The sequence below is a fragment of the Salmonella sp. SAL04196 genome (genome assembly GCF_046550835.1).
Taxonomy (GTDB): domain Bacteria; phylum Pseudomonadota; class Gammaproteobacteria; order Enterobacterales; family Enterobacteriaceae; genus Salmonella; species Salmonella enterica.
Genome location: NZ_JBGDXE010000008.1, coordinates 1 through 21,373, shown reverse-complemented (window position 1 = coordinate 21,373; position 21,373 = coordinate 1). Strand labels below are relative to the sequence as shown.

Sequence of the window (21,373 nt, the reverse complement as noted above, 5' to 3'; positions counted from 1 at the left end):
TAAGATTTAAGAACCCGCCGCTGAGCGGGTTTTTTTGTGCCTTGATGTTGGCAGTACGGTAAACACGCTGGTGGTCGTGAATACTGACTTTTTATCTTGCTGGCTTTTTAGACAAGAGTTATTGGTATGTCATGTTAACCAGAAGGAAAAAGGCATGCTAAAACAGCAAGATATGACAGAAACGGCGAAAGTTGTTTTTAATGAATTAAGCATCGAACCGGCAACAGTCGGGGAGATTGCACAAAACACATATCTTTCACGCGAACGCTGTCAGTTAATACTGACCCAGTTGGTTATGGCGGGGCTGGCAGATTACCAGTTCGGCTGTTACAGACGCCTTCAGCAATGAAGGACTTTTAATTTGTGAAAATGGGCGGCTGGTGGGTGTTGGTAGCACCTGCCAGCCATTCGCTCATGCTTACTGGTCACAAGCGAACCACGGCCCACTGCTTTAGCGCAAAAGCAGAGTGAGCCTACCAGAGTTACGCTTACTGATCCATGAAAAATACTGTAAAAATAAACAGTGTTGATTTAATCAACGCTGATTGCCTGCATTTTATTCAGTCCCTGCCTGATGATTCCATTGACCTGATTGTTACCGATCCGCCGTACTTCAAGGTGAAACCCAACGGTTGGGACAATCAGTGGAAAGGGGACGAAGATTACCTTAAGTGGCTGGATCACTGTCTGGCCCAGTTCTGGCGGGTGTTGAAACCTGCCGGAAGCCTTTACCTGTTCTGTGGACATCGCCTGGCATCTGATATTGAGATCATGATGCGTGAACGTTTCAACGTGCTTAACCATATCATCTGGGCGAAGCCGTCCGGACGTTGGAATGGGTGTAATAAAGAAAGTCTGCGTGCATATTTTCCTGCCACAGAGCGCGTTCTGTTTGCTGAACATTACCATGGGCCATATCGTGGCAAAAGTGACGGCTATGCGGCAAAAGAAAGGGAACTCAAACAGCACATAATGGCACCGCTGATATCGTATTTCAGGAATGCTCGTGCCGAACTGGGTATAACGGCAAAACAAATTGCCGAAGCCACAGGTAAGAAAAATATGGTTTCCCACTGGTTTGGTGCCAGTCAGTGGCAGTTGCCGAATGAGGCTGACTACCGGAAGTTACAGGCACTGTTTTCCCGTATAGCGGCAGAGAAGTTTCAGGAACAGCAACTGGAACAACCACACCACCAGCTGGTGGCATCTTATGATTCACTGAATCGCAAATATTCTGAATTGCTGGATGAGTTTAAATCACTCCGGCGCTATTTCTCCGTATCAGTCTCCGTGCCTTATACCGATGTCTGGACGCATAAGCCCGTTCAGTTCTATCCGGGTAAACATCCGTGCGAGAAACCGACGGATATGCTCCGGCAAATAATCAATGCCAGTAGTCGACCTGGTGATCTGGTTGCTGATTTCTTTATGGGATCCGGTTCCACAATAAAAGCAGCAATGGCGCTGGGGCGTCGGGCGTTAGGTGTTGAACTTGAGTCAGAGCGGTTTAATCAGACGGTGAAAGAGGTAAGTGAACTGGTGGGGAAATAATTCTGGTGGCCACGTTGCGTGGCCTTTTTATTTCCAACACAGCACCCGCAAATATCGCGAGGTGAGAGATGACGAAATGCCTCATAACCCAAATACCTGGCCGGACTGGCTGGAGTTGTTTCAGAGCTGGTGGCGTGGAGACACACCGCTGGGTGCAGTGATTATGTCGATCGTTATGGCTGGTTTGCGCATCGCCTATTTTGGCGGTGGTGGTGGCTGGAAGCGAAAAACGCTCGAGATTTTGCTCTGTGGCGCTCTGACGCTGACCTTTGCATCCGCTCTTGAATATGTCGGATGGCCTAAATCGCTTTCTGTTGCCATTGGTGGTGGCGTGGGGCTGATCGGTGTCGATGCTATTCGTGGGGCTGCAATGCGAGTAATCGGTAACAAATTTGGTAGCTCGAAGGAGTAATTTATGCAGGCACTAAATTCCCAGCGTAAAGCTTTCCTGGATATGGTGGCATGGTCAGAAGGAACGGATAACGGGCGACAACCGACACGTAACCACGGTTATGATGTTATTGTTGGTGGCGAACTGTTCACTGATTACTCCGATCACCCTCGCAAACTTGTCACGCTAAACCCAAAACTCAAATCAACAGCCGCCGGACGTTACCAGCTTCTTTCCCGTTGGTGGGATGCCTATCGTAAGCAGCTTGGCCTGAAAGACTTCTCTCCGAAAAGCCAGGACGCTGTGGCATTGCAGCAGATTAAGGAGCGTGGCGCTTTACCGATGATTGATCGCGGTGATATCCGTCAGGCTATCGATCGTTGCAGCAATATCTGGGCGTCGTTACCTGGTGCAGGTTATGGTCAGTATGAACATAAAATCAGTGATCTGATTTCCCGGTTTAAAGAGGCTGGTGGGGTGGTAAATGAAGTTGAGCTATAAGCTGGTTATCGCTGCATTCTTCTTTACTGTCATCGGTTCTTTCATCTGGTCTGCCAACCACTACTACAGCAAATATCAGCACGAAAAGAAACGTGCTGATGAGGCTGTACAAAATGCCAAATCGGCAACTGTCATTACCAATAACGTCCTGCAATCACTGCAAATCGTCAATACAGTTCTGGAGGCTAACCAGCATGCAAAACAGCAGATCACACTGGAGTCACAGAGAACCCAGGAAGATATCAAAGTGGCTGTTGCGGATGATGATTGTGCTTCACGTCCTGTGCCTGCTGCCGCTGCTGACCGGTTGCGGAAGTACGCGAACAGTTTACGTACCGATTCCGGCGGTACCGTTGCCAGCAAGCCTGACTACTGAAACTCCCCAGCCAGTCATTCCCGAGCCGCTGACCTATGGGGCCAGTCTGGATCTGAATGTGAGCCTGCTTTCGGCGTTGGGACAATGCAATATTGACAAAGCGGGGATTCGAAGTATCGAGATGCGCCGTAACGCTTTGCTGGCAGCAGGCAAATAGTCCGGACAAAGAACAGGAATATATTTATGCCCCCTCGAACTCCAAAAGCCTGCCGCGTTCGCGGCTGCCGTAATACCACGACAGACCCGTCAGGCTACTGCGAAAGCCACAAAAGCGAAGGCTGGAAGCAATACAAGTCAGGACAATCCCGTCATCAGCGCGGTTATGGTTCTAAGTGGGATGTTATCCGTGTGCGTGTGCTGCAACGTGACAAAGGCCTGTGTCAGTTATGTCTGCGTGCCGGTGTGGCGCGTGAAGCGAAAACCGTTGACCACATCATCCCTAAAGCACATGGCGGCACTGATGCCGACAGTAATCTGCAGAGTCTGTGCTGGCCGTGTCATAAGGCGAAGACGGCCCGTGAACGGCTTAAGTGATAATAACTCTCAACTGTCTGAGGGGAGGGGCGGGTCAAATCTCTGTGACCTGACGTCTTCCGGACTGCCCGCCCCATCGTTTTTTTATACCCGCGAAAAATGAAATTTAACCAGGAGTGCCGCATATGGCTGGAACGGCGGGGCGTTCCGGGCGTCGCCCCAAGCCAACGGCGCGCAAGGCGCTGGCCGGAAACCCCGGCAAGCGAGCCCTGAATAAAGATGAACCTGTTTTTACGCCCATCAAAGGTGTTGAGCCACCGGAGTGGTTCGCTGAAGAAGATCTCCCTCTCGCCACGATCATGTGGCAACTGACAACCAAAGAACTCTGCGGTCAGGGCCTGCTGTGCGTGACTGACCTGGCGGTACTTGAGCGGTGGTGTGTGGCCTATGAATTCTGGCGACGTGCCGTGAAAAATATTGCCAGACAGGGCAACACCATCACCGGTGCAATGGGCGGCATGGTCAAAAATCCGGAGCTGACCGCCAAAAAAGAACAGGAGTCCGAGATGAGCAGCACGGGGGCAATGCTCGGACTCGACCCCAGCAGCCGCCAGCGTCTGATTGGCCTGGCGGGGAAGAAGAAAGCCACTAACCCGTTTCTGACAATCTGAAAATCATCGAATCATGAGCCGGAAATCTTACCCCAACGTAAATGCAGCCAATCAGTATGCCCGGGATGTCGTGCGCGGAAAGATTGTTGCCTGCCAGTTTGTGATTCAGGCCTGCCAGCGCCATCTTGATGACCTGATGGCGGAAAAAAGTAAGTCGTTTCGTTACCGCTTCGACAAGGACCTGGCTGAACGGGCCGCGAAATTTATTCAGCTGTTGCCGCACACCAAGGGGGAGTGGGCATTCAAACGGATGCCCATCACGCTGGAGCCGTGGCAGCTATTTGTGATCTGCTGTGCGTTTGGCTGGGTCAATAAAGGCACCCGGTTGCGCCGCTTCCGGGAGGTGTACACCGAAATCCCCCGTAAGAACGGCAAATCAGCAATCTCTGCCGGTGTTGCCCTGTATTGTTTTGCCTGTGATAACGAGTTTGGCGCGGAAGTGTATTCCGGTGCCACGACAGAGAAACAGGCGTGGGAAGTCTTTCGCCCGGCGCGACTGATGTGTAAACGCACACCCATGCTGACAGAAGCGTTCGGGATTGAGGTTAACGCCTCAAACATGAACCGTCCGGAGGATGGCGCGCGGTTTGAACCGCTGATCGGCAACCCAGGTGATGGTTCATCACCCCACTGTGCCGTGGTGGATGAATATCACGAGCATGCCACCGATGCGCTTTATACCACAATGCTTACCGGGATGGGGGCGCGACGTCAGCCACTGATGTGGGCCATCACCACCGCCGGGTACAACATTGAGGGGCCGTGCTACGACAAACGGCGGGAAGTCATCGAGATGCTCAACGGCTCGGTGCCTAACGATGAACTGTTCGGGATCATCTATACCGTTGATGAAGGTGACGACTGGACCGACCCGCAGGTGCTGGAAAAAGCCAATCCAAATATTGGCGTGTCGGTTTATCGCGAATTTTTGTTAAGTCAGCAGCAGCGTGCGAAAAATAATGCCCGTCTGGCAAACGTCTTTAAAACAAAACACCTCAATATCTGGGTGTCGGCGCGTTCGGCGTATTTCAACCTGGTGAGCTGGCAGAGCTGCGAGGATAAATCACTGACTCTTGAGCAGTTCGAGGGGCAGCCGTGCATTCTGGCCTTTGACCTGGCGCGTAAGCTGGATATGAACAGCATGGCGCGACTTTATACCCGCGAGATTGACGGTAAAACGCATTACTACAGTGTGGCCCCGCGTTTCTGGGTACCGTATGACACGGTGTACAGCGTCGAGAAAAATGAAGATCGCCGGACAGCCGAACGCTTTCAGAAATGGGTGGAAATGGGCGTTCTGACCGTTACCGATGGTGCAGAGGTGGATTATCGCTACATCCTCGAAGAGGCCAAAGCGGCGAACAAAATCAGCCCGGTCAGTGAGTCACCCATCGACCCTTTTGGAGCGACCGGGCTGTCACATGACCTTGCTGATGAAGACCTGAATCCCGTTACTATCGTCCAGAACTTCGCCAATATGTCCGACCCGATGAAAGAGCTGGAGGCAGCGATTGAATCGGGACGCTTTCATCATGACGGCAATCCCATCATGACCTGGTGTATCGGCAATGTGGTCGGCAAAAACATGCCAGGTAACGATGATTTAGTGAAGCCCGTCAAAGAGCAGGCGGAAAACAAAATCGATGGTGCAGTTGCGCTGATTATGGCGGTTGGCAGAGCCATGCTGTACGAGAAAGAAGACACGCTGTCTGACCACATTGAGTCCTATGGGATCCGCTCGCTTTAACTGAGGTAATTATGATCATGCTGATTCTCGCGCCTCTGGTGGGCGTGCTGGGTGCGCTTTTGCTGGCGTATGGTGCCTGGCTGATTTATCCCCCGGCGGGTTTTGTTGTTGCCGGGGCGCTGTGCCTGTTCTGGTCGTGGCTGGTGGCGCGATATCTCGACCGTACACAGTCGTCTGTCGGCGGAGGTAAATAGTGTTCTTTTCGGGATTATTTCAACGAAAAAGTGACGCACCGGTGACCACGCCAGCAGAGCTGGCGGATGCCATCGGGCTGTCGTATGACACCTATACCGGAAAGCAGATCAGCAGTCAGCGGGCCATGCGACTGACGGCGGTTTTTTCCTGCGTCAGAGTGCTGGCAGAGTCGGTCGGGATGTTGCCCTGCAATCTGTATCACCTGAACGGCAGCCTGAAGCAGAGAGCCACCGGCGAACGTCTGCATAAACTGATCTCCACGCATCCCAATGGCTATATGACGCCGCAGGAGTTCTGGGAGCTGGTGGTCACCTGTCTGTGCCTGAGGGGAAACTTTTACGCCTACAAAGTGAAAGCATTTGGCGAAGTGGCTGAACTGCTGCCCGTCGATCCCGGCAGTGTGGTACCGAAGCTTAACAGTAGCTGGGAACCGGTCTATCAGGTCACATTCCCGGATGGCTCCACGGATGTACTGAGCCAGGAGGATATCTGGCATGTGCGTACGCTGACGCTGGACGGACTGGTGGGGCTGAATCCCATCGCCTATGCCCGCGAGGCAATATCGCTGGCGGCAGCGACCGAAGAGCACGGGGCCAGACTGTTCAGCAATGGCGCGGTGACATCGGGTGTTTTGCGTACAGAGCAGACGCTGTCGGATCAGGCTTATGAGCGCCTGAAGAAAGATTTTGAGGAGCGTCACACCGGGCTTGGCAATGCTCACCGCCCGATGATCCTTGAGATGGGGCTGGACTGGAAGTCGATGGCGCTGAACGCCGAGGACAGCCAGTTCCTGGAAACCCGCAAGTTTCAGCTTGAAGAAATCTGTCGTCTGTTCCGGGTGCCGTTGCACATGGTGCAGAACACCGATCGCGCCACCTTCAATAATATCGAAGAGCTGGGGCTGGGATTTATCAACTATTCACTGGTGCCGTATCTGACCCGCATCGAACAGCGGATCAACACCGGACTGGTACGAAAAAGTAAGCAGGGCGTTTATTACGCCAAATTTAACGCCGGGGCGTTACTGCGCGGGGATATGAAGTCCCGTTTTGAAGCCTACGCCACCGGGATCAACTGGGGAATTTACTCTCCCAATGACTGCCGCGACCTGGAAGATATGAATCCGCGTCCCGGTGGTGATGTCTATCTCACACCGATGAACATGACCACGAAACCCTCCGATGGCAGTAAAGCCGGTAAGCAGAAGGATAACGCCAATGCAGACGAAACAACGTCTTGATGTACCGCTGAGTCTGAAATCTGTCAGTGACTCCGGTGAGTTTGAAGGGTATGGCTCCGTCTTTGGTGTAAAGGACAGCCACGATGATGTGGTGATGTCCGGGGCATTTGCTGCTTCCCTGCGGGCGTGGAGTGACAGAAAAGCGTTACCTGCGCTGCTCTGGCAGCACCGCATGGATGAACCCATCGGTGTTTACACCGAAATGAAGGAAGACGATGTCGGGCTTTACGTCAGGGGACGGTTGCTTATTGATGATGATCCCCTCGCAAAACGCGCACATGCACACATGAAGGCCGGTTCGTTAACCGGCCTTTCTATTGGGTACGTCCTGAAAGACTGGGAATACGACCGGAGCAAAGAAGCCTTTCTGCTGAAAGAAATCGACCTCTGGGAAGTCAGCCTGGTGACGTTCCCGTCTAACGACGAGGCGCGGATCAGCGACGTCAAGAACGCACTGGCCCGCGGGGAAATCCCCGAACAGAAAAAAATCGAAAGAGTCCTGCGTGATGTCGGACTCTCCCGTACCCAGGCCAAAGCATTCATGGCCGGGGGCTATGGCGCACTGTCCCTGCGCGACGCTGAGGATGTGGGCTCTGCACTGAATGCACTGAAAAATCTGAACTTCTAATCAGGAGAAATACGATGGCGGTAGATATTAAAGATGTCGAACAGGTCGCGCAGGAGCTGCAGCAGAAGTTTGACGACTTCAAAGCAAAGAACGACAAGCGCGTGGATGCGATTGAGCAGGAAAAAGGCAAGCTTGCCGGGCAGGTGGAAACTCTGAACGGGAAACTCAGCGAGCTGGAAAATCTCAAAAGCGATCTTGAAAAAGAGCTGCTTGAGCTGAAACGTCCGGCAGGTGGCGCGCAAAATAAACTGGCCACCGAGCATAAAGAAGCGTTTGTGGGCTTTTTGCGTAAAGGCCGTGAAGATGGTCTGCGCGATCTGGAGCGTAAGGCATTGCAGGTGGGCACCGATGAAGACGGTGGCTATGCCGTGCCGGAAGCGCTGGATCGCAACATTCTCACCCTGCTGAAAGATGAAGTGGTGATGCGCCAGGAAGCCACGGTGATCACCGTTGGCGGTTCCGACTACAAAAAACTGGTGAATCTGGGCGGCACGGCTTCCGGATGGGTGGGGGAAACGGATACGCGATCCCAGACTGCCACCTCCAGACTGGAGCTGATTGAACCTCTCATGGGGGAAATCTACGGCAACCCGCAGGCCACCCAGAAAATGCTGGACGATGCCTTCTTCAACGTGGAGGCCTGGATCAACAGCGAGCTGGCAACCGAATTTGCCGAACAGGAAGAAATTGCCTTTACCTCAGGCGATGGCACCAAGAAGCCGAAAGGGTTCCTGGCGTATGAATCCACTGATGAAACCGACAAGGTCCGGGCGTTCGGCAAACTTCAGCATATTGTATCCGGCGAAGCGACCGCGGTGACCGCAGACGCCATTATCAAACTGATTTACACGCTGCGTAAGGCACACCGCACTGGCGCGAAGTTCATGATGAACAACAACAGCCTGTTTGCCATCCGTCTGCTGAAAGACACCGAGGGTAACTATCTGTGGCGTCCGGGGCTGGAACTGGGGCAGCCGTCCTCTCTGGCGGGTTACGGTATCGCTGAAAACGAACAGATGCCGGATATCGCCGCTGATGCGAAAGCCATTGCATTTGGTAACTTCAAACGGGGTTACACCATCGTTGACCGTATCGGCACCCGCATTCTGCGTGACCCGTACACCAATAAACCGTTTGTCGGTTTTTATACCACCAAGCGCACCGGCGGGATGCTGGTCGATTCGCAGGCCATCAAACTGCTGAAGATTGCAGCGGCGTAATCACTCAGGGGCGCGGAACCGCGCCCCCTGTTCTGACGGGTGAAGAATCATGATCCTGAAACAAGATCTGAAATGGTCACCGGACGGTATGCGTGTTGAGGTCATTCAGGCCGGTGAGTATGACGACGGGGCGCTTCCTGCCCGGGTGCAGGAGATTGCACTTCAGGCCGGGTTAGCAGAGCGCGGAATCAGTGCAAAAAGCAGTAAAGCGGCAAAAGAGAAAAAGCCACGACCAGTAAAGAGGGCTGAGTATGCTTCTGACAATGGAAGAGATTAAAGCCCAACTCCGGCTGGATGAGGATTTCGATACTGATGACCGCCATCTGCAACTGCTGGCATGTGCGGCACAAAAGCGGACGGAAACGTATCTGAACCGGAAGCTCTATGCACCGGATGAAACCATTCCGGACAGCGATCCGGACGGGCTGCACCTGCCGGATGATATTCGTCTGGGGATGCTGATGCTTATCAGCCATTTTTACGAAAACCGCTCGTCGGTTACGGAAGTGGAGAAACTCGACATGCCGCAGAGTTTTGGCTGGCTTGTCGGCCCGTACAGGTACTTTCCGCAATGAAAATTCGTCAGGCGCAGACCAGCGCAACCTACATTCTGCCGGACCCCGGTGAACTGAATAAACGCGTCCTGATCCGCCTGCGGGTGGATATGCCCGCGGATAACTTTGGCGTGGAGCCTCAATACCCGGTTACGTTCCGGACATGGGCGAAGGTTATCCAGACCAGTGCCACCACCTGGCAGGAAACCGCGCAGACCGGGGACGCCATCACCCATTACATCACCATTCGTTACCGCCGGGGGATCACCGCTGATTATGAGGTGGTCTGCGGTGACAGTGTGTACCGGGTGAAACGTCAGCGCGATCTGAACGGGGCGCGGCGCTTTCTGCTGCTGGAGTGTACGGAGCTGGGCGAATGTAGGCAGAGTCACGGAGGCAACAATGACGACTTCCTTTTTGCACGTTGATTTTCAGCAGCCCGCGGAGATGCGCTTTAACCGCGCCCGTGTCCGGCGGGCGTTTGTCACGATTGGTCAGCGTCATATGCGTGATGCCCGTCGGCTGGTGATGCGCCGTGCGCGGTCGGCACCGGGTGAAAACCCCGGTTATCAGACCGGACGCCTGGCTCGTTCGATTGGTTACATGGTACCCAGAGCCAGTAAACATCGCCCTGGTTTTATGGCACGTATAGCCCCTAACCAGCGTAATGGAGAGGGAAACCGCCGTATCACCGGTGATTTTTATCCGGCTTTTTTGTTCTATGGCGTGAGGCGAGGGGAAAAGCGTCGTCGCAGCCATCATCGTGGTGCATCCGGTGGCAGCGGCTGGCGACTTGCTCCACGTAATAACTTCATGGTGGAAACGCTTGAAAAGAACCGCAGCTGGACACGCTATTTTCTGGCGCGGGAATTGCGTAAATCACTGAAGCCGGAGCGACGACACAGATGAAACTGACGCCTGTTATTGCTGCACTGCGTGCCCGCTGTCCGTATTTTGAAAACCGGGTTGCAGGCGCGGCCCAGTTCAAAAATCTGCCGGAGGTCGGAAAGCTGAAGCTCCCGGCGGCATATGTGGTACCGGGTGATGATTCTCCGGGAGAAAACAAAAGCCAGACCGACTACTGGCAGGAGCTGAAAGAGGGTTTCTCCGTGGTTGTCATACTGAGTAACGGGCGTGATGAGCGCGGTCAGTTTGCCTCGTATGATGTGGTGGACGATGTCCGGCAGATGCTCTTTAAGGCTCTGCTGGGCTGGAACCCGGAGGCGTGCGGTAACCCGATTACCTATGACGGCGGCACGCTGCTGGATCTGAATCGTCATGAGCTGATTTATCAGTTCGATTTTTCGGTCATCAGCGAGCTGACTGAAGACGATACCCGCCAGCAGGATGATCTGAACAGTCTGGATGAACTGCAAACGCTGGCGATTGATGTTGATTATCTCGAGCCCGGTAACGGGCCTGACGGCGATATCGAACATCACACCGAAATAACTCTTCCTTCCTGAGGATCCTCATGTTTGTCAAACCTGTTAAAGGGCGGTCAGTTCCTGATCCTGCCCGCGGCGACCTTTTGCCCGCCGAAGGGCGAAATGTTGACGAGAACAACTACTGGCTGCGCCGTGAAGCAGCTGGTGATATCCGGCGCGTGAATAAAAAGGTGAATACCGATGACGATAAGCTTTAACACCATTCCGTCGAATACGCTGGTTCCGTTGTTTTATGCGGAAATGGATAACCAGGCGGCGAATACTGCACAGGACAGCGGAGCATCGCTGCTGATTGGTCATGCCAATAACGGTGCAGAGATTGTTGCCAACAGTCTGGTACTGATGCCGTCGGCAGACTATGCACGCCAGATTTGTGGTGCGGGAAGTCAGCTGGCGCGTATGGTCGAGGCTTATCGCCAGACTGACCCGTTTGGCGAGCTGTATGTGATTGCCGTTCCTGAATCCACAGGCGCGGCGGCAACGGTTACGCTGACGGTGACCGGGGCGGCAACCGAAACCGGCACGGTGAATGTGTATGTGGGACGTACCCGCGTGCAGGCACCGGTGACTAACGGCGATAACGTCACGATGATTGCCAGCAGTATCCAGGATGCCATCAATGCCGTTCCGACCCTGCCGTTTACGGCTTCATCTTCGGCAGGCGTGGTCACACTGACCGCGCGTCATAAGGGGCTTTGCGGGAATGAAATTCCTGTCAGCCTCAATTACTACGGCTTTGGTGGGGGCGAAGTGCTGCCAGCGGGCGTACAGATTGCCGTGGCGACGGGTACCGCCGGAACGGGTGCTCCGGTTCTCACCGGCGCGGTGGCTGCAATGGCGGATGAGCCGTTTGATTATATTGGCCTGCCGTTCAACGACACGGCCTCCGTTAACACGCTGGTGACCGAGATGAACGATACCAGCGGTCGCTGGAGCTATGCGCGTCAGCTGTATGGTCATGTGTATACGGCAAAGACCGGCACGCTGTCAGAACTGGTGACCGCAGGTGACCAGTTTAACCAGCAGCACATTACCCTGGCGGGGTACGAAAAAGACACCCAGACGCCTGCCGACGAGCTGGCGGCAAGCCGTACCGCCCGCGCAGCGGTGTTTATCCGCAACGATCCGGCACGTCCCACGCAGACCGGTGAGCTGGTGGGTATGCTGCCTGCGCCGAAGGGGAAACGGTTCACGATGACCGAGCAGCAGACCCTGCTGTCTCATGGCGTGGCAACGGCGTATGTCGAAAGCGGGGTGCTGCGCATTCAGCGTGATGTCACCACGTACAGGAAAAATGCTTACGGGGTTGCGGATAACAGCTACCTCGACAGCGAGACGCTGCATACCAGTGCGTATGTACTGCGCAAACTGAAATCCGTCATTACCAGTAAGTACGGGCGTCACAAGCTTGCCAGCGACGGTACCCGCTTTGGTCCCGGTCAGGCGATTGTCACCCCGGCGGTAATCAAAGGGGAACTGCTGGCAACCTACCGTCAGCTTGAGCGTGCGGGGATCGTGGAAAACTACGAACTGTTTAAGCAGTACCTGGTTGTGGAGCGTGATGCCAGCGATCCGAACCGCCTGAACACGCTGTTCCCGCCTGACTATGTTAACCAGTTGCGTGTTTTTGCCGTGGTTAACCAGTTCCGTCTTCAGTATTCAGAGGAGTCTGCATAATGGCCCGTATCGGGGGAACCTGTTATTTCAAAATTGACGGTCAGCAGCTATCGCTGACCGGCGGCATTGAGGTGCCCATGAACAGGACGGTCAATGATGACATCATCGGCCTGGACGGTTCAGTGGACCGCAAGGAAACTCACCGTGCGCCTTATGTCAAAGGGACCTTCAAGGTGCCGAAGAATTTTCCGGTGAGCAAAATCACCTCGTCTGATGAGATGACCATCACTGCCGAGCTGGCGAACGGTCAGGTCTATGTATTGTCGTCCGCCTGGCTGCACGGAGAAGCGAACCATAATGCCGAAGAAGGCACGGTTGATCTTGAGTTCCACGGTGAAGAAGGGGATTACCAGTAATGAAAGAGCTTGAGTTAAAGAAACCGATTATCGCTCATGGTGAGACACTCTCCGTACTGGAGTTTGATGAACCCACCGGGAAGGATGTCCGCGAGCTGGGGTATCCCTACCAGATGAATCAGGATGAGTCCGTCAGACTTCTGGCGCATGTGGTGTCGAAATACATTGTGCGGCTGGCGAAAGTGCCGCAAAGCTCTGTCGACCAGATGTCTCCGGCAGACCTGAATGCAGCGGCGTGGCTTGTGGCTGGTTTTTTCCTCCAGGCCTGACGGCTGAATACCTCACTGATCGCTTCTTTGACTGCGCCAGCTACTGGCGCATTAATCCCTTCGAATTGCTGAGTATGCCGATCAGTGAAATTCCCTTGCTGGTCAGTCAGGCAAACAGGATAGAGCAGGAGAAACGCACACATGGCTGAATTTGAGCTTAAGGCGTTGATCACCGGTGTCGACAGGCTTTCTCCCGCGCTGTCGAAAATGCAAAAGAAAATCCGGGGATTTAAACGCCAGGCGGAAGAAGCGTCACAGGGTGGGCTGGCGCTTGGGGGCGGATTGGCAGCGGGTCTGACGCTTTCCCTGAAATCTTATGCCGATCAGGAAAACGCCGCCACCGGGCTGAAAGTCGCCATGATGGATGCGAACGGCGAGGTTGGAAAGAGCTTTCAGGACATCAATAAACTGGCTATTGGCCTGGGTAACCAGCTACCTGGTACAACGGCTGATTTCCAGAACATGATGCAGATGCTGGTGCGTCAGGGGATCCCGGCAGAAAACATTCTGGGTGGTGTGGGTAAAGCGACAGCTTATCTTGCGGTACAACTGAAAAAAACACCGGAAGCGGCTGCTGAGTTTGCTGCAAAGATGCAGGATGCTACCGGAACGGCGTCAGAAGACATGATGGGGCTGTTCGACACTATCCAGAAGGCGTTTTATCTGGGCGTTGACGATACCAACATGTTGTCCTTCTTCACTAAAACCAGTTCTGTTCTGAAGATGGTGAACAAGGATGGTCTTCAGGCTGCACAGAGCCTTGCCCCCATCAGCGTCATGATGGATCAGATGGGGATGAACGGGGAGTCGGCAGGTAATGCCCTGCGAAAAGTTATCCAGTCCGGATTAAGCGTTAAGAAAATCAGGGACGTTAATAAAGTTATGGCCCGCCAGAAACTCGGGGTACAGCTCGATTTTACTGACGGCAAAGGAAGTTTTGGCGGTCTTGATAACATGTTCAGGCAACTGGCAAAGCTGCGAAAACTGACCGACGTTAAGCGAACAGATGTACTTAAGGCAATATTTGGTGATGATGCCGAAACCCTTCAGGTGGTCAATGCACTAATCGATAAAGGAAAGGATGGCTACGATCAGATCCAGCAGAAGATGAATAAACAGGCCAGCCTGAATAAACGTGTTCAGGCACAGCTTGGTACGCTGTCCAACCTGTGGGAGGCAATGACAGGGACCGCAACTAACGGCCTTGCGGCTATTGGCGGCGCATTTTCTGGTGACGCTAAAAATATCACACAATGGCTGGGGGAGTTGGGGGAGAAATTCACGAAGTTTGCGGATGAAAATCCCCGGGTTATTCGCGGCGTCGTCGGGCTTGCTGCCGGTCTTGCGATTCTGAAACTGGGATTGATGGGCGTGGGCAGTGCCATCAGTATTGTCAGCAGGATTATGTCGATGACGCCGATTGGCATGATTGCGACGGCGATTGCTCTGGCTGCGGGATTAATTATCACTAACTGGGATGTTGTCGGACCTTATTTCAAGAAGCTCTGGGAAACCATTGGTCCTTATTTTGAGGCAGGTTGGGAACTTCTGAAGAAGGTTTTTGCCTGGTCGCCGCTGGGGATGGTGATCAATAACTGGGGACCGGTTGTTAAGTGGTTTCAGGATATGTGGGACAAGCTGAAGCCAATTATTGAGTGGTTTACCGACAGTTTCGGTGACACGGTCGATGCCATTAACTCTGCGCAGTGGGGCGCGGGTGCTTATGATGCTTATGGGACGGGAATACCGGCGCGGGGATACACACCTTATCCGGCGGTGGATCCGGCTCAGTCAAACAACGCCTCCGATGCCACAGGCTCGAATCCCTTCATGATTAACAAAGCTTCTGTGCCAAAAGTTGATGGTGAGATCAAGGTATCTTTTGTGAATTCGCCTCCGGGTATGCGGGTTATGGAAACGCGATCCAGCGGTTTTGATGTCAGCCATGATGTTGGCTATACGCGGTTCAGGTAGTGTACAAAATGATTAATGTGTTTTTGTCTGGCATAATTTGGGTTTTCAGCTTTAAGTAGTTAATATAATCATTCCTTACAAATGATTGAAGGGATGATTATGCGTATCTTTGTTTTTTTTATATCTGCACTTTTATCTTTTAACTTGGCTGCGGAAGAGTGTAAGTTCAGCTTTAATGAGTCAGAATTAATCTCTTCTATAGGTATTGCACCAGTTAAGCAAGAGATAATAAAGGACGAAGGAATAACTAAGCGGCAATATGAATTCAGAAGAGAATTATCTTCTGAAGAAATGCTTAGTGATGACGCTGATGAAAAATATGAGCCGCAGTTTTATATATCTGTTTATAATCCATCATGCCCACAAAAGGTTATTGTTTGGTTTTTCAAAGACAATAAAAACACAATGGATTTAAGTAATGAGGTCCTTGCTGGTAGAGCGTTCAAGTATTTAACTGGTGTTAATGAAAGTATTTTTGAAAATAAAATGAAAAAGTTTTTAAAGGTACAGTCATTTGAATCTTTTGATGAAAGGACAGATTCTAAATTTATAAAGAGTGGTGATATTTATTCCATTGATGTTCAACTCAGATAGTAATTAAAAATATTAGGTTCCCGCCACATCTTCTGCGATGTAAATAACTGACAAAGCAGATTTGGCGGGTTTTTTGTATCCGGAGTTTATATGACGTGGAAAGACAGGCTTCAGGATGCGTCATTTCGCGGCGTACCGTTTAAGGTTGAAGAAGAAAGTGCGGGAACCGGTCGCCGTGTGGAAACACACGAATATCCGAACCGCGACAAGCCCTATACCGAAGATCTGGGAAAAGTCACTTTCCGCCCGTCCATCACAGCTTATGTGGTGGGAGATGACTGCTTTGACCAGCGCGATCGCCTGATTGACGCGCTGAATAAACCCGGTCCCGGCACGCTTGTCCACCCGACATATGGTGAGCTGAAAGTCTGTGTTGACGGGGAAGTTCGGGTCAGCACATCGAAAAGTGAAGGGCGTATTGTCCGCTTTGACCTGAAGTTTGTCGAAGCAGGAGAACTCTCTTACCCCACATCAGGTGCGGCGACGGCGCAGACGCTGATGTCATCCTGTTCTGCACTGGATGACTGCATCAGTGACAGCTTCAGCGGTTTCAGTATCGATGGTGTGGCGGATTTCGTGCAGAACGACGTTATCGGTAATGCCAGCATAATGCTGGGGTATGTTTCTGATGCGATGAAAGTGGTGGATTCTGCCGTATCGGATGCCGCCAGGCTGTTGCAGGGGGATATCTCGGTACTTCTGCCGCCGCCATCGTCAGGCAAAAATTTCGTTGAGCAGGTGCAGAAAATGTGGCGTACCGGGAAACGCCTTTATGGTAACGCCAGCGACCTGGTCACCATGATCAAAACGCTTTCCGGTGTCAGCCTCGGCAGCGATCTGCAACCGCGCGGCGTCTGGAAAACGGACAGTAAAACCACCGCCACGGCGACGCAGCAGCGTAACGTGGTTGCCAGCACCCTTCGTACGACCGCAATCAGCGAAGCGGCGTATGCCGTCACCCGATTGCCTGCGCCAACAACTTCCGCGGTGATGCAGAATTCCGCAGTGGGGCAGGCAACAACACCCGCGCAGAGCACTGGCTGGCCTTCCGTCACGCATCCGGCACTGAACAATGCACCGGCGGTGAAAAACACGGTTGACCTGCCGACGTGGGAAGAACTGACTGACATTCGCGACACACTGAATACGGCAATTGATAAGGAGTTGTCCCGTACAACCAGCGATGCGCTGTTTCTGGCGCTGCGCCGGGTGAAAGCAGATCTGAATGCGGATATCAACACGCGCCTTGAACAGTCTGCACGGATCATTCAGCGCACACCGGATGAGGTTTTACCCGCGCTGGTGCTGGCGGCGACCTGGTTTGATAACGCGGCGCGTGACGCGGACATTATCCGGCGTAATGCCATTACGCATCCCGGCTTTGTGCCGGTGATCCCTCTGAAGGTGCCAGTGCAATGAACGACAATGTCACGCTACGGGTAAATGGCCGGGAGTGGAATGGCTGGACATCGGTGCGCATCGGTGCCGGTATTGAACGGCTGGCGCGGGATTTCAGTGTGGAGATCACCCGCCAGTGGCCGGGAGATGAGGGTATCACCACGCTTCAGCCGCGCATTAAAAACGGTTCAAAAGTGGAGGTGCTGATTGGTGATGAGCTGGTGATCACCGGCTGGGTGGAGGCGACGCCCGTTCGTTACGATGCCCGTTCGGTCAGCACCGGTATTGCCGGACGCAGTCTGACCGCTGACCTGATTGACTGTGCAGCCGAACCGACACAGTTTAATGGACGATCGCTGGTACAGATTGCGCAGGCGCTTGCTGCGCCTTTCGGCATTGAGGTGGTGAACAACGGTGCGCCGTCGGGTGTTATTCCTGATGTCCAGCCTGATCACGGTGAAACGGTGATTGAGGTAATCAACAAAATACTCGGTCAGCAGCAGGCACTGGCTTACGACGACCCGCACGGCAGGCTGGTGATTGGCGGTATTGGCTCAACGCGGGCACATACTGCGCTGGTACTCGGGGAAAACATCCTTTCCTGCGATACGGAGAAGAGTATCCGGGAGCGGTTTTCTGTTTACCAGGTGGCGGGGCAGCGTGCCGGAAACGACGATGATTTCGGTGAGGCCACCACCACCGCGCTGCGGGCCCGCACAGAGGACGCATTTATTGCCCGTTACCGTCCGATGTATATCAGGCAGACAGGGCAGGCTACGGGGGCAGGCTGTATTGCCCGTGCGGACTTTGAAGCCCGACAACGGGCGGCGCGGACGGATGAAACCACCTATGTGGTGCAGGGCTGGCGACAGGGTAACGGTACGCTGTGGCAGCCCAACCAGCGGGTGATTGTCTTTGATCCGGTCTGTGGTTTCGACAATACCGAACTGCTTGTTTCGGAAGTCACGTTTACTCAGGACCAGAACGGCACCCTGACGGAAATCCGTGTCGGCCCACCTGATGCTTATCTGCCTGAACCCGAAGCCCCCGGCGCGCGGAAAAAGAAAAAAGCCAGAGTACAGGAGGACCCGTTCTGATGAGGACGATTGAAGCCATGCAGCGACAACTCCTCGGCCTGATTGGGCGGGCCGTGGTGAAAAGCATCAGTGCCGCCACGAAATGTCAGACCGTGGATGTGTCCCTGATTGCCGGTGAACCCAAAGCCGGGGTTGAACATCTTGAACCCTACGGTTTTACCTCAAGGGCAAACAGCGGTGCGGAAGCGGTGGTGTTGTTTCCGGATGGCGACCGTTCTCATGCGGTGGTTGTTACGGTGTCGGACCGGCGCTACCGCCTGAAAGGGCTGCAGACGGGTGAGGTGGCTGTCTATGACGATCAGGGGCAGTCCGTGACGCTGACCCGGGAGGGGCTCGTGGTGGACGGTGCAGGTAAAACGATCACGTTTCGCAATTCACCTAAAGCGCGTTTTGAAATGGACCTGGAAGTGACCGGACAGGTGAAAGACCTGTGCGATTCCGGCGGCACCACCATGTCAGCGATGCGGCTTGCCTATAACGGCCATCGTCACAGAGAGAACGGTCAGGGCAGTAACACCGACAAACCGGATAAAGCGATGGAGGCATGATGGAACTGTGGCTGACGGTGAACGGTAAACGCACCTGCGCCAGCGCACCGCTGGATCCGCTGACCCGCGCCGTGGTGATTTCCCTGTTCACCTGGCGGCGGGCGGAGCCTGATGATAATGCCGACGTCCCGATGGGATGGTGGGGGGATACCTGGCCTGCGGTACAGAATGACCGTTACGGCTCCCGACTGTGGCTGCTTCAGCGCAGCAAACTGACCAATCAGCTGGTGCAGACGGTAAGGGGGTATATCCGCGAATGCCTGCAATGGATGATTGATGACGGCGTGGTGTCCCGTATTGATCTGGATATCCGCCGCACCGGGATTAATGAACTGGGTAACAGTATCACTCTCTGGCGTCGTGACGGACCGGTAATGATTTCTTTTGATGATCTGTGGAGTGCGATAACGCATGGCGGACAGTGAATTTCAGCGCCCGACGCTGGCAGAAAATATCAGTATGCTCCGTAACGATTTATTCGCCAGGCTGGACGTCAGCGACACGCTCCGGCGCATGGATGAAGACGTGCGGGCAAAGGTGTATGCGGCGGCGCTGCATACGGTTTACGGTTACATCGATTATCTGGCAATGAACATGCTGCCTGACCTGTGCGATGAGTCCTGGCTGGCGCGACATGCTGCGATGAAACGGTGTCCGCGCAAGGAGGCCACGGCTGCCAGCGGGTATATGCGCTGGGAAGGTGTCAGCGATGGCCTGAAGGTGACTGCCGGGAGTGTTATTCAGCGCGATGACCTGGTTCAGTACACGGCAACTGCCGATGCAACCAGCTCTGGTGGTGTCCTGCGCGTGCCGATCGCCTGCTCAAGTGCAGGTGCGGTCGGTAACGCTGACGACGGTACGGCATTAATCCTGGTCACGCCGGTGAATGGTCTGCCGTCTTCCGGTGTGGCTGACACCCTGACAGGCGGATTTGATACTGAAGAGCTGGAAACGTGGCGCGCCCGCGTCATTGAGCGGTATTACTGGACGCCTCAGGGCGGGGCTGACGGGGACTATGTCGTCTGGGCTAAAGAAGTGCCCGGCATTACCCGCGCATGGACATACCGTCACTGGATGGGAACGGGAACTGTCGGTGTGATGATTGCCAGCAGTGACCTGATTAATCCCATTCCGGAAGAATCAACGGAAACGGCGGCAAGACAACATATCGAGCCACTGGCCCCGGTGGCAGGCTCTGATTTGTATGTGTTCAGGCCGGTGGCACATACGGTGGATTTTCATATCCGTGTGACGCCGGACACACCGGAAATACGGGCTGTCATCACCGCGGAGTTGCGTTCGTTCCTGCTGCGTGATGGTTATCCGCAGGGAGAACTGAAGGTATCGCGTATCAGTGAGGCGATTTCCGGTGCGAACGGGGAATACAGCCATCAGTTGCTTGCACCGGCAGACAATATCTCCATTGCAAAAAATGAACTGGCGGTTCTGGGGACGATTTCATGGACGTGACAAACGATGATTACATCCGTCTGTTGTCGGCACTGCTGCCGCCCGGTCCGGCGTGGTCAGCCAGCGATCCGGCGATTGCAGGTGCGGCACCGTCATTAACCCGTGTTCATCAGCGTGCGGATGCCCTGATGCGGGAGTTGGATCCGCGCACCACCACTGAACTGATAAACCGCTGGGAGCGTCTGTGCGGTCTGCCGGATGAATGTATTCCCGCAGGGACACAGACCCTTCGCCAGCGTCAGCAACGGCTGGATGCGAAGGTTAATCTGGCGGGCGGCATCAATGAGGATTTTTACCTTGCACAGCTTGCTGCCCTGGGCAGACCAGACGCCACTATCACGCGATACGATAAAAGTACGTTCACCTGCTCATCGGCCTGTACTGACGCGGTGAATGCGCCGGAATGGCGGTATTACTGGCAGGTCAACATGCCAGCCGCCACCAACACCACCTGGATGACATGTGGCGATCCCTGTGATTCCGCACTGCGTATCTGGGGCGACACCGTTGTCGAGTGCGTGCTTAACAAACTCTGCCCTTCGCATACCTACGTAATTTTTAAATATCCGGAGTAATCCATGCATCGTATAGACACGAAAACCGCGCAGAAGGATAAGTTCGGCGCGGGTAAGAACGGTTTTACCCGTGGTAACCCCCAGACCGGAACGCCTGCCACCGATCTGGATGATGACTACTTTGACATGTTGCAGGAGGAGCTTTGCAGCGTGGTGGAGGCATCCGGTGCCAGCCTGGAGAAGGGGCGGCACGACCAGCTGCTTACCGCGCTTCGTGCGCTGCTGTTAAGCCGCAAGAATCCGTTTGGCGATATCAAATCGGACGGCACGGTGAAAACGGCTCTCGAAAACCTTGGTTTAGAAGAAACGATAAATCGTGCCGCCGATGCGTTACAAAAATCACAGAACGGTGCAGACATTCCTGACAAGCCGCGGTTTGTACAAAATATCGGTTTAAAAGAAACCCTCAATCCAACAAA

30 protein-coding genes and 1 pseudogene are annotated in these 21,373 nt (G+C 53.9%); all 31 read left to right on the top strand.

All coding sequences use genetic code 11. The features are described from left to right. Positions 1 to 34: 34 nt before the first annotated feature. Positions 35 to 349 carry a hypothetical protein gene (locus tag ACLJPE_RS20420; RefSeq protein WP_093931636.1) on the top strand — a complete coding sequence of 105 codons (315 nt, stop codon included), beginning with the start codon at positions 35 to 37 and terminating at the stop codon, positions 347 to 349. A gap of 149 nt (positions 350 to 498) precedes the next feature. After that, the gene (locus tag ACLJPE_RS20415) at positions 499 to 1,551 is read left to right on the top strand and encodes a DNA-methyltransferase (RefSeq protein ID WP_048348970.1); all 1,053 of its coding nucleotides are present in this window, start codon (positions 499 to 501) and stop codon (positions 1,549 to 1,551) included. Between the two features lie 76 nt (positions 1,552 to 1,627). Further along, positions 1,628 to 1,963: a phage holin, lambda family gene (locus ACLJPE_RS20410; RefSeq protein ID WP_001120502.1), complete on the top strand. Its 336-nt coding sequence runs from the start codon at positions 1,628 to 1,630 to the stop codon at positions 1,961 to 1,963. A 3-nt stretch (positions 1,964 to 1,966) separates the two neighbouring features. Beyond that, positions 1,967 to 2,443 (top strand): glycoside hydrolase family 104 protein, encoded by a 477-nt coding sequence (locus ACLJPE_RS20405; protein ID WP_016244989.1) that lies wholly within the window; start codon positions 1,967 to 1,969, stop codon positions 2,441 to 2,443. Continuing rightward, entirely contained in the window at positions 2,427 to 2,819 is a 393-nt protein-coding gene (locus ACLJPE_RS20400) for a DUF2570 domain-containing protein (RefSeq protein WP_024249233.1), read from the top strand. The genes ACLJPE_RS20405 and ACLJPE_RS20400 overlap by 17 nt, the downstream gene beginning before the upstream one ends. Then, positions 2,704 to 2,976 carry a hypothetical protein gene (locus ACLJPE_RS20395; protein ID WP_063048012.1) on the top strand — a complete coding sequence of 91 codons (273 nt, stop codon included), beginning with the start codon at positions 2,704 to 2,706 and terminating at the stop codon, positions 2,974 to 2,976. Before ACLJPE_RS20400 ends, ACLJPE_RS20395 begins: the two co-directional genes overlap by 116 nt. Before the next feature lie 26 nt (positions 2,977 to 3,002). Beyond that, positions 3,003 to 3,353 carry an HNH endonuclease gene (locus tag ACLJPE_RS20390; protein WP_032172868.1) on the top strand — a complete coding sequence of 117 codons (351 nt, stop codon included), beginning with the start codon at positions 3,003 to 3,005 and terminating at the stop codon, positions 3,351 to 3,353. A 125-nt stretch (positions 3,354 to 3,478) separates the two neighbouring features. Further along, a complete protein-coding gene (locus ACLJPE_RS20385; RefSeq protein WP_000929174.1) occupies positions 3,479 to 3,964 on the top strand; it encodes a phage terminase small subunit P27 family in 486 nt (161 codons plus the stop codon). A gap of 13 nt (positions 3,965 to 3,977) precedes the next feature. Further along, positions 3,978 to 5,711, top strand: coding sequence for a terminase large subunit (locus ACLJPE_RS20380; protein ID WP_000088161.1), 1,734 nt, complete (start codon positions 3,978 to 3,980; stop codon positions 5,709 to 5,711). A gap of 11 nt (positions 5,712 to 5,722) precedes the next feature. Next, the gene (ymfR, locus tag ACLJPE_RS20375; protein ID WP_000605606.1) at positions 5,723 to 5,905 is read left to right on the top strand and encodes a protein YmfR; all 183 of its coding nucleotides are present in this window, start codon (positions 5,723 to 5,725) and stop codon (positions 5,903 to 5,905) included. After that, positions 5,905 to 7,146 carry a phage portal protein gene (locus ACLJPE_RS20370; RefSeq protein ID WP_001514795.1) on the top strand — a complete coding sequence of 414 codons (1,242 nt, stop codon included), beginning with the start codon at positions 5,905 to 5,907 and terminating at the stop codon, positions 7,144 to 7,146. The genes ymfR and ACLJPE_RS20370 overlap by 1 nt, the downstream gene beginning before the upstream one ends. Next, positions 7,124 to 7,774, top strand: a complete 651-nt coding sequence (locus ACLJPE_RS20365) for an HK97 family phage prohead protease (protein WP_001193631.1) — start codon at positions 7,124 to 7,126, stop codon at positions 7,772 to 7,774. The genes ACLJPE_RS20370 and ACLJPE_RS20365 overlap by 23 nt, the downstream gene beginning before the upstream one ends. Before the next feature lie 14 nt (positions 7,775 to 7,788). Continuing rightward, positions 7,789 to 8,994, top strand: coding sequence for a phage major capsid protein (locus ACLJPE_RS20360; RefSeq protein WP_021567480.1), 1,206 nt, complete (start codon positions 7,789 to 7,791; stop codon positions 8,992 to 8,994). Between the two features lie 49 nt (positions 8,995 to 9,043). Next, positions 9,044 to 9,243, top strand: a pseudogene (locus ACLJPE_RS20355) (hypothetical protein). A 2-nt stretch (positions 9,244 to 9,245) separates the two neighbouring features. Next, complete coding sequence (locus ACLJPE_RS20350) at positions 9,246 to 9,569, top strand: head-tail connector protein (RefSeq protein WP_000927719.1); 324 nt, start codon at positions 9,246 to 9,248, stop codon at positions 9,567 to 9,569. Beyond that, positions 9,566 to 9,976 (top strand): phage head closure protein, encoded by a 411-nt coding sequence (locus ACLJPE_RS20345; protein WP_000702388.1) that lies wholly within the window; start codon positions 9,566 to 9,568, stop codon positions 9,974 to 9,976. Before ACLJPE_RS20350 ends, ACLJPE_RS20345 begins: the two co-directional genes overlap by 4 nt. Further along, positions 9,951 to 10,457 carry a hypothetical protein gene (locus ACLJPE_RS20340; protein ID WP_022630978.1) on the top strand — a complete coding sequence of 169 codons (507 nt, stop codon included), beginning with the start codon at positions 9,951 to 9,953 and terminating at the stop codon, positions 10,455 to 10,457. Before ACLJPE_RS20345 ends, ACLJPE_RS20340 begins: the two co-directional genes overlap by 26 nt. Continuing rightward, positions 10,454 to 11,014 (top strand): hypothetical protein, encoded by a 561-nt coding sequence (locus tag ACLJPE_RS20335; protein ID WP_000779279.1) that lies wholly within the window; start codon positions 10,454 to 10,456, stop codon positions 11,012 to 11,014. Before ACLJPE_RS20340 ends, ACLJPE_RS20335 begins: the two co-directional genes overlap by 4 nt. 8 nt (positions 11,015 to 11,022) lie before the next feature. Then, complete coding sequence (locus tag ACLJPE_RS20330; protein WP_000497751.1) at positions 11,023 to 11,193, top strand: DUF2635 domain-containing protein; 171 nt, start codon at positions 11,023 to 11,025, stop codon at positions 11,191 to 11,193. After that, the gene (locus tag ACLJPE_RS20325) at positions 11,177 to 12,673 is read left to right on the top strand and encodes a phage tail sheath subtilisin-like domain-containing protein (RefSeq protein ID WP_022630977.1); all 1,497 of its coding nucleotides are present in this window, start codon (positions 11,177 to 11,179) and stop codon (positions 12,671 to 12,673) included. The genes ACLJPE_RS20330 and ACLJPE_RS20325 overlap by 17 nt, the downstream gene beginning before the upstream one ends. Then, on the top strand, positions 12,673 to 13,029 hold the full coding sequence (locus ACLJPE_RS20320; RefSeq protein WP_000090998.1) for a phage tail tube protein: 357 nt from the start codon (positions 12,673 to 12,675) through the stop codon (positions 13,027 to 13,029). Before ACLJPE_RS20325 ends, ACLJPE_RS20320 begins: the two co-directional genes overlap by 1 nt. Continuing rightward, entirely contained in the window at positions 13,029 to 13,298 is a 270-nt protein-coding gene (locus ACLJPE_RS20315; protein ID WP_000661047.1) for a phage tail assembly protein, read from the top strand. The genes ACLJPE_RS20320 and ACLJPE_RS20315 overlap by 1 nt, the downstream gene beginning before the upstream one ends. Before the next feature lie 141 nt (positions 13,299 to 13,439). Beyond that, positions 13,440 to 15,272, top strand: a complete 1,833-nt coding sequence (locus ACLJPE_RS20310; RefSeq protein ID WP_052896704.1) for a phage tail tape measure protein — start codon at positions 13,440 to 13,442, stop codon at positions 15,270 to 15,272. A gap of 99 nt (positions 15,273 to 15,371) precedes the next feature. Next, entirely contained in the window at positions 15,372 to 15,866 is a 495-nt protein-coding gene (locus ACLJPE_RS20305; protein WP_001219112.1) for a hypothetical protein, read from the top strand. 90 nt (positions 15,867 to 15,956) lie between these two features. Continuing rightward, positions 15,957 to 17,285, top strand: coding sequence for a DNA circularization protein (locus ACLJPE_RS20300; protein ID WP_000219913.1), 1,329 nt, complete (start codon positions 15,957 to 15,959; stop codon positions 17,283 to 17,285). After that, a complete protein-coding gene (locus ACLJPE_RS20295) occupies positions 17,282 to 18,361 on the top strand; it encodes a phage baseplate assembly protein (RefSeq protein WP_000999499.1) in 1,080 nt (359 codons plus the stop codon). The genes ACLJPE_RS20300 and ACLJPE_RS20295 overlap by 4 nt, the downstream gene beginning before the upstream one ends. Further along, positions 18,361 to 18,909 carry a phage baseplate assembly protein V gene (locus ACLJPE_RS20290; protein ID WP_022630975.1) on the top strand — a complete coding sequence of 183 codons (549 nt, stop codon included), beginning with the start codon at positions 18,361 to 18,363 and terminating at the stop codon, positions 18,907 to 18,909. Before ACLJPE_RS20295 ends, ACLJPE_RS20290 begins: the two co-directional genes overlap by 1 nt. Then, positions 18,909 to 19,334 (top strand): phage GP46 family protein, encoded by a 426-nt coding sequence (locus tag ACLJPE_RS20285; RefSeq protein WP_000424732.1) that lies wholly within the window; start codon positions 18,909 to 18,911, stop codon positions 19,332 to 19,334. The genes ACLJPE_RS20290 and ACLJPE_RS20285 overlap by 1 nt, the downstream gene beginning before the upstream one ends. Continuing rightward, a complete protein-coding gene (locus tag ACLJPE_RS20280; RefSeq protein ID WP_022630974.1) occupies positions 19,321 to 20,379 on the top strand; it encodes a baseplate J/gp47 family protein in 1,059 nt (352 codons plus the stop codon). The genes ACLJPE_RS20285 and ACLJPE_RS20280 overlap by 14 nt, the downstream gene beginning before the upstream one ends. Then, positions 20,370 to 20,954, top strand: coding sequence for a YmfQ family protein (locus ACLJPE_RS20275; RefSeq protein ID WP_000383548.1), 585 nt, complete (start codon positions 20,370 to 20,372; stop codon positions 20,952 to 20,954). Before ACLJPE_RS20280 ends, ACLJPE_RS20275 begins: the two co-directional genes overlap by 10 nt. A 3-nt stretch (positions 20,955 to 20,957) precedes the next feature. Beyond that, positions 20,958 to 21,373, top strand: a 416-nt coding sequence (locus ACLJPE_RS20270; protein WP_234033729.1) for a hypothetical protein, incomplete at its 3' end; no start/stop codon positions are given.